We start from the raw sequence: 14052 nt of genomic DNA, 5'->3' as shown, positions 1-14052 counted from the left end.
TGATAAGTGGCGTTAGTGTATCAATTAAAAGTGCATTAAACAGGGAAACAAGCAATTGATATTAATCATTTGTAGGTTCATGAAGAGTTCTTTGTTCTTTATTTCGGCAAAACGATGTGTTTCCGACAAAACAATAAATTTTAATAACGTCAACATGAATACAGCTTGTTCTTGTTGCAAGTTGTGTTTGGAACTGTATTTTAAATTCCATTCAGAATCAATGAAAAGTACTAAATTCGAATTGAAGCTGTTTTTATTATGTAAGAATAACGGTCTCTATTGCTTAGATAAAGATAAAGCACTTGTCGTTTGATCAAATTTCACTTAAAATCTGTCGCCTTGTATAACCCCAGTGGCGTTCGTTTTAAGATCGATATATCCCTTTATCGACACGACGACACGGGCTGATTGGAGTACATTATGTACGCAGTAATCCAAAGCGGTGGTAAACAGCACCGTGTAGTTGAGGGTGAAACCCTTAAAGTTGAATTATTGAAGGCTGAATCTGGCGCAACTATTACATTTGATGATGTATTAATGGTTGTAAACGGTGACAACATTCAAATCGGTGCTCCAGTTGTAGCTGGCGCTAAAGTAACTGCAGAAGTGATTGGTCATGGTCGTCACGACAAAATCCGCATTATCAAAATGCGTCGTCGTAAACACTACCGTAAGCAACAAGGTCACCGTCAATGGTTCACTGAGTTGAAAATTACTGGTATTTCAGGCTAATCACGAGGAGTAAGAGACATGGCAACTAAAAAAGCCGGTGGATCGACGAAGAACGGTCGTGATTCAAACCCAAAAATGTTAGGTGTTAAAGTTTACGGTGGTCAAACTGTAACTGCTGGTAACATCATCGTTCGTCAACGTGGTACTGAATTCCACGCTGGTGCAAATGTTGGTATGGGCCGTGACCATACTTTATTTGCTACTGCTGACGGCGTAGTAAAATTCGAAGTGAAAGGTCAATTTGGCCGTCGCTACGTAAAAGTTGAAACTGTTTAAGTTTTAGCTTAAGAAAAAGCCCACATTTTGTGGGCTTTTTTTATGGAATTTCATTAATTTCATCTTCATCATGATGAATGAAATTCTACAAACAATATGAATAACATAACAAAATATCTTATTTTCTCAATGATTAGCACAGAGTTTGTCGGTTAATATGAGTCTTGAATGAAGAGCTTGTTCGGCTTGGTGAAATTAAAAGTGAACAAGTTATCTTACAGCAACTAAAAAGGTGATGACATGAATATGCTTCGTAAAACCATGTGTGCTATTACACTCAGCGCGTCAGTGCTTGCTCCTGTAATGAGTACTACAGCGTTTGCTGCACCAGTAGCAGCACCGGAGCAACAGGCGATTGGGAACCTGGTAAATCAGTTATCAGGATTACAGCGTTTAACTGCCGATTTTGAACAAACAACGAAAGCAAATACAAAAGCTGTAGCACAGAAAAAAGGCTTAGGCGCTCAGCATATGAACCAGACATTTAAAGGTTCAATGAAAGTTGAACGTCCGGGGAAATTTTATTGGGAAACTGTGAGCCCGTCTAAACAAACTATTGTGACAAGTGGTAAAACGGTCTGGATTTATGACCCTGATTTACAACAAGCTGTCCGTCAAAGCTTAGATTCGCAAGTAGCAGATACTCCTGCTTTATTGCTCTCTGGTAATACTAGTCAAATCATGAAGTCTTACCGCGTGACCCAGCCAGATAAATCTAAATTATATTTCACGTTGTTCCCGAAAAAAGAAGATGGCGCTTTCCAAAGCTTAACGATTAGTTTTGGTGCTAACAAAGCACCGACATTAATGGTGTTACAAGATTCTTTAGGGCAAACCACTTACGTGAAATTTAATAATGTAAAAGTGAATGCTTCGATTCCAGCTTCAACTTTTAATTTTACGCCACCTAAAGGCACAGATATTATTGACCAATAATTATTGAGCCTCTTTAAGAAAGCCACCTGAAAAGCGTGGCTTTCTTTTTATATATCAATCACAGATACATTTTTTAACCCCGTCTTATTCTTACGCTTTGTATAGTGATAAAAGAGAATACACGGGGATTAACATGCGACTTTACGATAAGAAAATTATTTTCATTCTTCCTATGGTAGCTGCCATGGTGGCAGTAAGTGGCTGTCAGCCAAAATCTGCAGCTAAAGATGAGCAACCCGCATCTAGTGCTTCAGTAAAAGAGCAAAAACAAGCAGAAGTTCCTGTTATTCAGGCAAAAGTGATTCCAGTAAAATTACCAAAGTCTAAAGTTTGTCTTGAAGATGGTTGTACTGAATATGACTTTCAGACAGTACAAACTAATCAAAAATGGATTAATGATTATTTTACGAACCGTATAAAAAAAGCAGACCCGAATGCTTTTGCAAACTTGGCTGATAAACCTGTCGAGGTACCAGAGGGAGAGCCTCGTTCAAGTCAAAGTGCAATTTATGTCCGTTATTTGGGACAAAATTATAATCTAGCAACCTTTGCCTTACAGACATACTCATACTCTGCAGGTGCAGCACATGGCATGTCACATCAAGAATTCGTAAATTTTGATTTATTAAATAAAAAGCACATTACTGTTGCTGAACTTATTAAGCCAGATGTTGAAAAACAACTTGTTGATGCACTTTTTGATGCGAATACCAACTGGCTTCAAGAACACAATATTAGCCGTGAAAAACTGCAGTTAAGTGATAATTACTACTACGGCGCCAATGGGATTGTTTTTGTTTATCCCGTTTATGAGCTAGCTTCTTATGCAGAAGGGATGACTGAATTAACACTGCCGTATTTTGAGGCAGCTAAGTTCATTAAACCTGAGTACTTACCAAGTGTGCCGAGCTACAACATGTAAAATATCTGGTCTCTTCTTAGAATTGTGTGAAAGCTATTCGATATGAAGATGATCACTATATTTTTTAGTGCTAAGGGCTTACACTATAGCCAGTTTTTTACCCATATTATGATTAATTATGATCGACCCTAAGTTACTCAGAAATAATATTGAAGTCGTTAATGCAGCTTTGGCAAAACGTGGTGTTCAGCTAGATGTCCAAGAATGGGCATCTTTAGAAACTCGCCGTAAAGACTTGCAATCAAAAACTGAAAAGTTACAGGCAGAGCGAAATGCCGGTGCTAAACAAGTGGGTCAGATTAAAAAATCCGGTGGCGATGCTTCTGAAATCATGGCACGCATGCAGGCGATTGGTGATGAAATTAAAGCAGCTGAAGTTGCTTTATCAGAACTACAAAACGAGATTGAGCAAAAAGCACTAAGCATCCCTAACTTACCAGATGAGTCTGTTCCAGTTGGTAAAGATGAAACTGATAACGTTGAAATCTCAAAATGGGGTACACCTCGTCAGTTCGATTTTGAAATCAAAGATCATACTGATTTAGGCGAGTGGATGGGCGGCTTAGAGTTTGAAACTGCGACCAAACTTACCGGTTCACGTTTCAGCGTGTTGAAGGGGCCTTTAGCGCGTCTACAACGTGCTTTAACTCAGTTCATGCTTGATACCCATACTTTAAAGAATGGCTATACTGAAGCTTACGTGCCTTATTTGGTTAATGCTGACTCACTTCGTGGGACAGGACAATTACCAAAATTTGAAGAAGATTTATTTAAACTTCAAGGCGAAAAAGAATACTACCTTATTCCTACAGCTGAAGTTCCGGTCACTAACTTTGTTCGTGATGAAATCATTGACGCAGATCGTTTACCACTAAAATATGCAGCGCATACACCATGTTTCCGTAGTGAAGCTGGTTCTTATGGTCGTGATACGCGCGGTTTAATCCGTCAGCACCAATTTGATAAAGTTGAAATGGTGCAAATCGTTAAACCTGAAACATCTATGCAGGCACTTGAAGAACTCACTGCACATGCCGAGGGCATTTTGCAGGCACTTGGTTTGCCATACCGCAAAATTTTGCTCTGTGGTGGTGATATGGGCTTTGGTGCGATGAAAACTTACGATCTAGAAGTATGGGTTCCAAGCCAAAATACATATCGTGAGATTTCAAGCTGCTCTAATATGGGTGATTTCCAAGCGCGTCGTATGAAAGCACGCTTCCGTATGGACCAGAAGAAGACTGAATTAGTGCATACGCTAAATGGTTCAGGTCTTGCAGTAGGACGTACTTTGCTTGCAGTAATGGAAAATTACCAACGTGAAGACGGCTCAATCGAGATTCCAGAAGTATTACGCCCATATATGGGTGGTGCAACGTTTATTGACTAAGCTTTGCATCTAAATTGTGCACGTTTTTTGCTTAAACATAATCAGATGATTGATGTAGAGGTTTAAGGTGGATATTTTTCCAATCTCTTTGAAGTTGCAGCAGCAACGTTGTCTGATTGTGGGCGGAGGGCATATTGCTTTACGCAAGGCAACCTTATTAGCTAAGGCGGGGGCAATAATTGATATTGTTGCTCCTGAAATTGAAGAACAGCTTCTGCAATTAGTTACAACAACAAATGGTCAGCATTTTGTTGAAATTTTCTCTGAGAAGTTTTTAAGTACACCATATCGACTCGTCATTGCCGCGACCAATGATCCGCAAGTCAATAAAACAGTCTTCGAGCAATGTGAAGTACGTCATTTACTTGTAAATAGTGTTGATGATATTCCACATTGCCGCTTTATGGTTCCTGCGATTATTGACCGTTCACCTTTAGTGATTTCGGTTGCTTCAAATGGGACATCTCCTGTTTTATCTCGACAAATCCGTACACAGTTAGAGACATCCATTCCACATGGAATGGGGAAATTGGCTGAGTTTTCAGGAAAATGGCGAAATCAGGTTAAAGAAAAAATTTCTAATCCCGATGAACGCCGTATTTTTTGGGAAAACTTGTATGCAAGTCCCTTAAAAGAGCAGGTTTTTAACGACAACCTAGATGTTGCAGATAGCATGCTTGAACAAGCATTGCAGGAATGGAAAGCACCTAAAGGTGAAGTTTATTTAGTGGGCGCAGGTCCTGGTGATCCTGAACTGCTTACCTTAAAAGCTTTACGTTTAATGCAGCAAGCTGATGTGGTCATTTATGATCGTTTGGTATCCCAACCCATTTTAGAGTTATGCCGTCGAGACGCTACAAAAATATATGTCGGTAAAGCTCGCTCAAATCACTCGGTTCCCCAAGATGGGATCAATGCTTTACTCGTTGAATATGCTCAACAAGGAAAGCGTGTTTGTCGTTTAAAAGGTGGTGATCCGTTTATTTTCGGGCGTGGTGGTGAAGAGATCCAAGAATTATTCCAAGCTGGTGTGCCATTTCAGGTGGTTCCGGGGATTACGGCAGCGTCAGGCTGTTCAGCTTATGCGGGTATTCCGCTCACTCATCGTGATTATGCTCAGAGTGTACGTTTTCTAACTGGCCATTTAAAAGAAGGCTCTCCTGAGCTTCCTTGGAATGAGCTGGTATATGAGAACCAGACTTTAGTTCTTTATATGGGCTTAGTCGGCTTGGAACGTATTTGTGAGCAATTAATCGCTCACGGACAGCGTCCAGATATGCCAGTTGCATTAATTTCAAAGGGTACAACCCCTGAACAAAAGGTTGTGGTGGGGTCACTTGCTGATATCGCATCTAAAGTGACAGAACATCAAATTCATGCGCCGACTCTTACTATTATTGGTGAGGTCGTACGTCTGCGTGAACAGTTACAGTGGAACTAATGGGCTAATAATTTCTTTGATAGATTTAATGATTGCCTGAGTTAACCAACAAGTAATTTAAGTGAGTAATTAAGTGATTCATGTTGTTCTATACGAGCCTGAAATCCCTGCAAACACAGGGAATATTATTCGACTATGCGCGAATACGGGGGCTCAATTGCATTTGGTTAAGCCTTTAGGTTTTGAGCTTGATGATAAAAAGCTTAAACGTGCAGGGCTTGATTATCATGAATGGGCAAGAATGCAGATTTGGGACAATATTGAAGCATGCCTTGCAGACTTAAAGTCAAAAGGTGTTGAGCATGTCTTTCCTCTAACGACGAAGGGTTCTGCAACTCCGCATACAGTTGATTTGAATCGACCTGTGGCTTTACTGATGGGGCCAGAAACACGTGGCTTGCCTGAGCATGTTCGCTTGATGTTCCCTCAAGAGCAGTGGATCCGCTTACCAATGGCTGAAAACTCTAGAAGTCTAAATTTATCTAATGCGACTGCAGTGATTGTTTATGAAGCATGGCGTCAGCAAGGCTTTAGAAATTTAGGTTAGTTTTATAAATACAAAAAATAAGGCCCTTGGTGGCCTTATTTTTTGATCTAATTTTAATTTAAGCTTGTTCTAGTACTTTTTCATCATAGATGATTTGTGCTGCTAAAACCTGCTCAATGTTTGTTTCAGCCCATTCTTTTAATTGGAAGGCCATTGAAGCGACATTTTGGCCTAATGGTGTAAGTGAATAGTCAACACGAATAGGTGAAGTGTCTTGAATTTTGCGTTCGATAAAGCCATCTCTTTCTAGCATTTTTAACTTTTGTGACAAGACCTTAGGGGAAATACCTTGAATATTCTTTTTGAGCAAGTTGAAGTGCTGCGTTTCTTCTTCAAGAATATTTAAGATGAGTAAAACCCACTTATCTGCAATTTTTTCAAAAAATAAACGAGCAGGGCAATGTTGTTGAAAAATATTATATTTTAGACATTCATTCATACCATTTACCTACTTATTTTAAAAAAAATATACTAGTTACCAAATGGTAACTAATTGACACCTAGTTTCTAAAATATATCATAAAATGGAATTTAATAAAACACAGGTTCTTCCATGTCTAATTCTAATATTGCGGTTGTATATTTCTCTGGTTATGGCCACACGAAAGTAGTTGCTGAAACTTTTGCTAATGAAATTAATGCTCAACTTATCCAGATTGATCAGGAAGGTAATATTACTGAGCAAGATTGGGAAACATTAAACAATGCAAAAGGTATTGTTTTCGGTGCTCCAACTTATATGGGTACAGCACCATGGCAGTTTAAAAAATTTGCTGATGCAACTTCAAAAGTTTGGTTTACACGTGGTTGGGAAGATAAAGTATTTGCAGGCTTTACCAACAGTGCAAGTCTAAATGGCGATAAGCAAGTTACGCTTATTCAATTACAAACTTTAGCATCACAACACGGCGGTATTTGGGTGAGCTTGGGTCTATTACCAGCAAATACTAAAAATGCAAAACGTGAAGATGTAAATAACTTGGGTGGTTCAGTAGGTCTACTTGTTCAGTCGCCATCAGACGCAAGTGTAGATGAGATTCCAACAGGGGACTTGGAAACAGCAAAACTTTATGCTAAACGCGTACAAGGTATTGTAAATAAAATATTTGGATAATAATTCCATAAAAAAGGCGCTTTAAGCGCCTTTTTTATTATTCATGCTCGTTGTGTTGAGGAGCATTGTATTTAAAGCCTTTGGTCTTGTAAGCAAGATAACCTACACCAACTACTGCCCAAGCCAAGCCAATTTGTAAAGCAAGCTTGTCAATTTCCAACCACATTAGGAACACACTGGCAAAGCCAAGCGTCGGTACAATAATGTAATTAATAATATCTTTAATAGATTTGTTTTTACCATCTCTAAGCGCATAACGCGAAATTACAGAGAAGTTCACAAAACTAAAAGCAGTTAAGGCCCCGAAACTAATTAAGTTAACAATATGTTCAAGATCTAAAAAGCCAGCAGACAACGCAACTACACCAACAATAAGAATGTTGTAAGTTGGGGTATGTAGTCTTGGACTGATATGACCAAACAACTTTTTATTGATAACGCCATCACGTCCCATAACATACATTAAGCGAGATACGCCAGCGTGTGCCGAAATACCAGATGCCATTACTGCAACCACAGCAAAGTATAAAACTAATGTTTTAAAGGCAATGCTACCAATTGCTGCAACCATCACAGGTTGTGATTCATCTAACGGTTTAAAGTAAGTCGTTGGGTTGCTTGGGAAATACAACTGGATAAAGTAAGTACTTATGATGAAAATGACACCAGCAAGCAATGCTGTTGAAAAAATCGCTTTTGGAAGTGTTCTTTCAGCATCTTTTGTTTCTTCGGCAAGTGAAGATAAAGCATCAAAACCTGTAAAAGAGAAACAAAGTACCGTTGCACCACCAATCAAAGCACTAATAGAAGTCATATCATTCCAAAAAGGAGTGAGTGACCATAATTCAGCTTTATCCGGATTTAACGTACCATCGGCATATACACCTTGGGTAAGCAAGGTATACACTTGATAAACAAAGTAAAAGATAACACCAAGTTGAATAACTACAATTGTACTGTTAAAACGAGCAACGAAACGTGCGCCGAATAAGTTAATAACAGTCATTAATGCAGTTAGGCCAATTACCCATAACCAATTATTTACTTCTGGAAATAATGCTCTTAAATAAATATCGGCCAAAATGATATTGACGAGTGGTGAAAGTAAATAGTCTAGCCAAGATGACCAACCCACCATAAAACCAACATTAGGGTGAATTGACTTTTGGGCATAGGTGTATGCTGACCCTGAAGAAGGATAGCGTTTGATCATGTGTCCATAACTGATCGACGTTAATAAAATTGCAACTAACGCAAAAATATAAGAAGTAGGTACATGACCACCACTTCGTTCTGATACTAAACCAAAAGTATCAAATAAAGTTAATGGCTGAATATAAGCTAAACCAATAATAATGATGTGCCATAGCACAAGATTCTTTTGAAGTTTAGCTGTTGGTTTAGTCCCAGATAAGTTTGTCAACGGCGTTATCCTCATAATCGTTGATCAAGGATCAGCTTGGTGTTAAGGATCGTTTGAGACGAACGATCCCCCCTACATAAAAGATAAAGTGCGCCAATCTATCCTAAATTGATGCAAATTGTCAGTACTTTCGTGGATTTTTTAGCAAATTTTTTGCCATATTTCCAAAGAAAATGATGAATAAAAATTCATAGATATAAAAAAGGTCTGATTTGTCATAAAAATCAGACCTTTAGTTTTTTCTTTAGGTAGTTAAAACTTAAATTACCAAGCTTTTTGTAAGATCTCGCGTATATCTTTTAAGCTTGCTTCTTTAGGGTTGTAAATAATAGAGCCATCATTTAGTGCTTTTTCTGCAACTTCATCAAGGTGTGCTTCAGTAACCTTACCAGTTTCGCGCAAGGTACGTGGTAACTTGGTTAAGCTAAATAAGCGATCACGCATTGCTAAAATAGTTGTAATTGCTCTATCTGCACGTTGGGTTGCTGGAGTTTGCGCATAGATATCTGCACCAGCTAGAGGTAATAGTAACTCACCAATTTTCTGACCATTTACTTGCTTGTTGTATTCAAGCACATAGGGTAAGAATAGGTTCATACATAAACCGTGGGGCAGGTGGGCAACTGCACCTAATGCATGCCCTAATGAGTGTACAAGGCCTACCATCGAGTTAGAAAATGCGATACCTGCCATTGTAGAAGCTTGTGCGAGTTCTAAACGGCCTTGCGAGTCATTTGGATTTTCTAAAACATTAAATAAATTTTCACTAATCTTTTTGATACCAGCACTTGCATAAGCGTCGCTGAGTGGATTAGCAGCCATGCAGGTGTATGCTTCCACACAGTGTGTTAACGCATCCATACCAGTCATTGCAGTCAAGTGAGGTGGCAAAGTCAATGTCATGCGTGGATCTAAGATTGCAGCATGTGGCATTAAATAATATGAAGCAAATGCCAATTTCACATTCTTTTGTGTGTCAGAAACCACAGCAACCATAGTCACTTCTGAACCTGTACCTGAAGTGGTTGGAATCACAAAAAATGGCTTTAATGGTTTTGGTAAGTTATGTGCACCAGAATATTGAAGAAGATCATTTCCACCTTCAGAGACTAAAATATTGGTTGCTTTAGAAGTATCAATAACAGAGCCACCGCCAACAGCAATAATCGCGTCACACTTATTTGTACGATAAGCTTCTGCTGCAAGACGAACTACTTCAAGACTTGAGTCTGGTGGAACATCATCAAAAACATGACCAATCACAGCATCAGTCGTGCTAAATGCAGCTTCAATAGGGTTGAGTAAGCCATTTGCGCGAACGCCTTTATCGGTAATGATAAGCGGACGCTTTGCACCTAAAGTCGCAAGTTCAAACGGAATATGTTCTAAAGCAGCATTACCGGCAATGACTTTTACAGGACAAAAGAATTCGTAATATGGTTTAGCCATGTTATGCGCTCCGCTTGAAGTAAGACTTAGCTACTTTTAAATAAATATTTGCAGCTTCGTTGAATTTTTCTTTTAGGGTGAGTTCGGTTGGGTATTCTTTAACTGCGAGTGAAGCTACCAATTTCGGTAAAATGAGAGATTCCATTTTGTTTAGGCAGCGTACTAAACGAATTGCTGCGGATACATCACCATCGGCAATCATTCGATCATTTGCAAATGCTTGAGCAGTGCTTTCCTGAAATGAGAAAACCAAAAATGCATGGGTTACATGCTTAAATGTAATGGTTAAATCAGGCTTTTTTTCCGCTCTTTTCAGCAGTTCTAATTGTTTGTTCTCTGTCACTCGGGCAAAAAATGCTGGTCCATTTGGGAAGACATTCATTGAAAGTACAAAGTGAACAGGAAATTTGGATACTTCCTCTTGTATTTCACTATCTACCTGACTCGCCATGACTAAGCCACGACCAACAACATCCATCATGAGCTTAACGTAGGCAAGTTGCAGAGTGGGCTTTACAGCTTTTGTCGAAATCACTTGCTATCCCTTCTTAAAATTATGCAAAAGCAAATTTAGAGTAATTACTCTAATCTATTTTTATTCCATCTCAAAATCATTTATTCAATTTTGACTTCGGGGTCATTAAAGTACCCCGAGGCCTTAATATACTCAATAAAGTCCTGACAAAGTTGTTCAAATGATGGATATGGAGTCACCAAATCTTGTATGCGAACCATTTCTAAACCTGCATATCCACATGGATTAATGGTTTGAAAACCTGTTAATGCACAGTCCAAGTTTAGGGCTAAACCGTGATAACTACGTCCACGACGAATTTTGAAACCTAAGGAACCAATCTTTCTATCATTTACATATACGCCTGGAGCATCAGGTTTTGCATATGCTTCAATATTATATTTCTTTAAAACATCAATCATAAATTGTTCAGCAAAACTAACCAATGTGCGCACATTCCACTTTAGCCGATTAAGATCAAACATAAAGTACGCGACCAATTGACCAGGGCCATGCCATGTCACTTGCCCACCACGATCAGTTTGAACTACAGGAATATTAGATGGAATTAGAATATGCTCTGGTTTTCCAGCTTGACCTTGAGTTAATACTTCGTGATGTTGGAGTAACCACAGCTCATCTGCTGTGTTTTCATCACGTTGATTGGTCAAGTTCTTCATCAATTCGAATTTGCTTTGATAATCTTGTAAATCGTTCCACTGACGAATAATCAAAGTGGGTTTATCAAGGCTCATTAAACATTTTCCTGTGTATGGTACTTAACAGAAGGGAAGTCTCTCAACTTTTAAATTATGAGAGTATGCTTTTGATGAGTTTAAAGTATTTTGCCTAAGCGGTTCTAAATATTTGTAATTATTTCGATAAAGATTGGTATAAATAAAAATGCCATGACATTAAAGTTGTCATGGCATCTTAAAATTAAAGAGCAGTTCTTATTTGCGGACAAGCAGCTAAGTCTGCATACAAAGCATGAACTTGTTCCAATTCATCAAAGCGTAATTGTGCGGTTAATGAATGGTATTTGCCTGTACGAGATTCTTGTACTTTTAACGTTGATTGGTCAAAGTCAGGAAAATGTTTTACTAGAATATCAACTACAGCTATACGTAATTCTTCACCCGCATCGCCAATGAGTTTAATTGGATAGTCCATTGGAAATACCCAAAGGTCTTCACGGAGTTCGCGAGATGGAGTGCGGTCTAACATAAGTAACCTCATCATGTGAAACGCCTGCATCATCGCAGGCGTTTGTAGCTCTTTCTATTAAATGGGGACTAGTGTCGAAATTTCAAGATTTCAAAACTTAGTCATTCTCTAAGAAAGAACGCAAGTGTTCAGAACGAGAAGGGTGACGTAATTTACGTAATGCTTTCGCCTCGATTTGACGAATACGTTCACGTGTTACATCAAACTGTTTACCAACTTCTTCTAAAGTATGATCTGTTGGCATATCGATACCAAAACGCATTTTCAATACTTTAGCTTCACGTTCAGTTAAGTTTTCTAGAACTTCACGAGTTGCTTCTTTTAAGCCTTCTGAAGTCGCAGCATCAATTGGAGAAGTGATGTTCTGGTCTTCAATAAAGTCCCCAAGATGCGAATCTTCATCATCACCGATTGGAGTTTCCATTGAAATTGGTTCTTTAGCAATTTTAAGAACCTTACGAACTTTGACTTCGTCCATTTCTAAACGTTCGCCCAACTCTTCTGGAGTAGGTTCACGGCCCATTTCCTGTAATAACTGACGAGAGACACGGTTAATCTTGTTAATCGTTTCAATCATATGTACAGGAATACGAATTGTACGTGCTTGGTCCGCAATAGAACGAGTAATTGCCTGACGAATCCACCAAGTTGCATAAGTCGAGAATTTATAACCACGACGGTATTCAAACTTGTCTACAGCTTTCATCAAACCAATGTTCCCTTCTTGAATCAAGTCAAGGAACTGTAAACCACGGTTGGTGTATTTCTTCGCAATAGAAATTACCAAACGAAGGTTGGCTTCTACCATTTCTTTTTTCGCACGACGAGCTTTGGCTTCACCAATTGCCATACGTTTAGAAATATCTTTAATTTCAGCAACGCTTAAATTAAGTTCTTTCTCAATATCTGCAATCTTTTGCTGGAATGCTAAAACATCTGGACGAACTTTCTCTAAATGTCCTTTGATTTCTGCAGGAGCTTTAGCAATTTGTTCATCTAACCAAGCTGGATTAGATTCTTGTTTAGGGAAAGATGTACGGAATTGAGTACGGTCCATACGGCCACGACGTACCGCATAACGCATAATTTCACGTTCATTGGCACGAATTTGCTCGTGAGTTCCGCGAATCATTTCTGAAATGATGTCAAATAAACGTGGAGTAAATTTAAACATCATGAATACAGTTGCTAATGACTCAAGTGCTTCATTTGCTTCACGGCTATTACGACCATGTTTTTCAATCACGGACTTAGTTTGAGCCCATGCAGCTTCTAATTCAGCAAAACGAACTTTTGCAACTTCAGGGTCTGGACCTGAATCGCCTTCAGAGTCATCATCACCTTCAGACTCTTCTTCTTCATCGTCATCATCAAGCTTAACTTCTTTCGTTGACTTTGTAGATGATTCGTCTTCTTCCTCAATCTCTTCAACTTCTTCTAAAACTTCAGGAATATCTTCATCCGTTTCAGGGTCGAGGTAGCCAGATAAAATATCGGCAAGACGGCGTTCGCCAGTTAAAAAATCATTATATTCTTTTAATACAACTTCAACAGCATTTGGCCAGTAAGCGATTGAGTTCAGGACATCACGAATCCCTTCTTCAATACGTTTGGCAATGCTGATTTCACCTTCACGGGTTAATAGTTCTACTGTACCCATTTCACGCATGTACATACGTACAGGGTCTGTCGTACGTCCAGGCTCATTTTCAACAGATGCAAGTACGGCAGCAGCTTCTTCTTCAGCAACTTCGTCAGTTGCATCAGCTGATTCGCCGAACATGGTATCGTCAGATTCAGGTGCACGCTCGTGTACAGGAATACCAACGTCTTGAAGCATCTGAATGATGTCTTCAATCTGTTCGCTTTCAGTAATCGAGTCCGGCAGATGATCGTTAACCTCAGCGTAAGTTAAGTAACCTTGTTCTTTGCCTCGGCTAATCAGAGCCGCTACTTGAGAAGTAGGGGAATGCATATCGCTCATCTTTGCTTACTCTTTGTTGAATCTGTGGCAGTGAAAAACCGTGCATGATAGCACAATTTGCTTGAAATGTTTCGGCTTTGATCGGTGACCGTTAAAT

At 39.0% G+C, this 14052-nt stretch carries 15 protein-coding genes and 1 pseudogene; 8 read left to right on the top strand and 8 right to left on the bottom strand.

Going from position 1 to position 14052, the window contains the following annotated elements:
• Positions 1-24 precede the first annotated feature (24 nt).
• Positions 25-324: pseudogene (locus ACIF8R_RS12730) on the bottom strand (hypothetical protein).
• 96 nt (positions 325-420) lie between these two features.
• Between ACIF8R_RS12730 and rplU the strand changes: the two are divergent.
• The 7 genes from rplU to ACIF8R_RS12695 all read left to right on the top strand — a co-directional run bounded on the left by rplU (position 421) and on the right by ACIF8R_RS12695 (position 6244).
• A complete protein-coding gene (gene rplU, locus ACIF8R_RS12725; protein WP_000271409.1) occupies positions 421-732 on the top strand; it encodes a 50S ribosomal protein L21 in 312 nt (103 codons plus the stop codon).
• A gap of 18 nt (positions 733-750) precedes the next feature.
• On the top strand, positions 751-1008 hold the full coding sequence (rpmA, locus tag ACIF8R_RS12720; RefSeq protein WP_000201632.1) for a 50S ribosomal protein L27: 258 nt from the start codon (positions 751-753) through the stop codon (positions 1006-1008).
• Positions 1009-1248: 240 nt separating this feature from the next.
• Positions 1249-1944, top strand: a complete 696-nt coding sequence (gene lolA / locus ACIF8R_RS12715; protein ID WP_002051355.1) for an outer membrane lipoprotein chaperone LolA — start codon at positions 1249-1251, stop codon at positions 1942-1944.
• Between the two features lie 133 nt (positions 1945-2077).
• Complete coding sequence (locus tag ACIF8R_RS12710; protein WP_263614464.1) at positions 2078-2866, top strand: RsiV family protein; 789 nt, start codon at positions 2078-2080, stop codon at positions 2864-2866.
• Between the two features lie 118 nt (positions 2867-2984).
• On the top strand, positions 2985-4256 hold the full coding sequence (serS, locus tag ACIF8R_RS12705; RefSeq protein ID WP_396481108.1) for a serine--tRNA ligase: 1272 nt from the start codon (positions 2985-2987) through the stop codon (positions 4254-4256).
• Between the two features lie 67 nt (positions 4257-4323).
• On the top strand, positions 4324-5697 hold the full coding sequence (gene cysG / locus ACIF8R_RS12700; RefSeq protein ID WP_263614463.1) for a siroheme synthase CysG: 1374 nt from the start codon (positions 4324-4326) through the stop codon (positions 5695-5697).
• A 73-nt stretch (positions 5698-5770) separates the two neighbouring features.
• A complete protein-coding gene (locus tag ACIF8R_RS12695; protein WP_209045926.1) occupies positions 5771-6244 on the top strand; it encodes a tRNA (cytidine(34)-2'-O)-methyltransferase in 474 nt (157 codons plus the stop codon).
• Positions 6245-6302: 58 nt separating this feature from the next.
• On the opposite strand, the gene ACIF8R_RS12690 is transcribed toward ACIF8R_RS12695, so the two are convergent.
• Entirely contained in the window at positions 6303-6683 is a 381-nt protein-coding gene (locus ACIF8R_RS12690; RefSeq protein ID WP_032010152.1) for a helix-turn-helix domain-containing protein, read from the bottom strand.
• 114 nt (positions 6684-6797) lie between these two features.
• Here ACIF8R_RS12690 and ACIF8R_RS12685 point away from each other — a divergent pair, with 114 nt between their 5' ends.
• Positions 6798-7358, top strand: coding sequence for a flavodoxin family protein (locus tag ACIF8R_RS12685; protein WP_002051305.1), 561 nt, complete (start codon positions 6798-6800; stop codon positions 7356-7358).
• Between the two features lie 37 nt (positions 7359-7395).
• Here the strand turns inward: ACIF8R_RS12685 and ACIF8R_RS12680 are convergent, their stop codons facing one another.
• From ACIF8R_RS12680 to rpoD, 6 genes are all read right to left on the bottom strand, one after another.
• Positions 7396-8781, bottom strand: coding sequence for an APC family permease (locus tag ACIF8R_RS12680; protein ID WP_080961315.1), 1386 nt, complete (start codon positions 8779-8781; stop codon positions 7396-7398).
• A 264-nt stretch (positions 8782-9045) separates the two neighbouring features.
• On the bottom strand, positions 9046-10230 hold the full coding sequence (locus tag ACIF8R_RS12675) for an iron-containing alcohol dehydrogenase (protein ID WP_311070064.1): 1185 nt from the start codon (positions 10228-10230) through the stop codon (positions 9046-9048).
• A gap of 1 nt (position 10231) precedes the next feature.
• Positions 10232-10765 (bottom strand): hypothetical protein, encoded by a 534-nt coding sequence (locus ACIF8R_RS12670; RefSeq protein WP_002051257.1) that lies wholly within the window; start codon positions 10763-10765, stop codon positions 10232-10234.
• A gap of 80 nt (positions 10766-10845) precedes the next feature.
• On the bottom strand, positions 10846-11499 hold the full coding sequence (gene lipB, locus ACIF8R_RS12665; protein ID WP_107972837.1) for a lipoyl(octanoyl) transferase LipB: 654 nt from the start codon (positions 11497-11499) through the stop codon (positions 10846-10848).
• A 184-nt stretch (positions 11500-11683) separates the two neighbouring features.
• The gene (locus ACIF8R_RS12660; RefSeq protein ID WP_002051390.1) at positions 11684-11971 is read right to left on the bottom strand and encodes a YbeD family protein; all 288 of its coding nucleotides are present in this window, start codon (positions 11969-11971) and stop codon (positions 11684-11686) included.
• Between the two features lie 97 nt (positions 11972-12068).
• Positions 12069-13955, bottom strand: a complete 1887-nt coding sequence (rpoD, locus tag ACIF8R_RS12655; RefSeq protein WP_396463537.1) for an RNA polymerase sigma factor RpoD — start codon at positions 13953-13955, stop codon at positions 12069-12071.
• Positions 13956-14052 lie beyond the last annotated feature (97 nt).

The organism is Acinetobacter sp. ABJ_C4_1 (genome assembly GCF_044538495.1).
Classification (GTDB): domain Bacteria; phylum Pseudomonadota; class Gammaproteobacteria; order Pseudomonadales; family Moraxellaceae; genus Acinetobacter; species Acinetobacter nosocomialis_A.
This window is presented reverse-complemented; position numbering and strand designations above follow the sequence as displayed.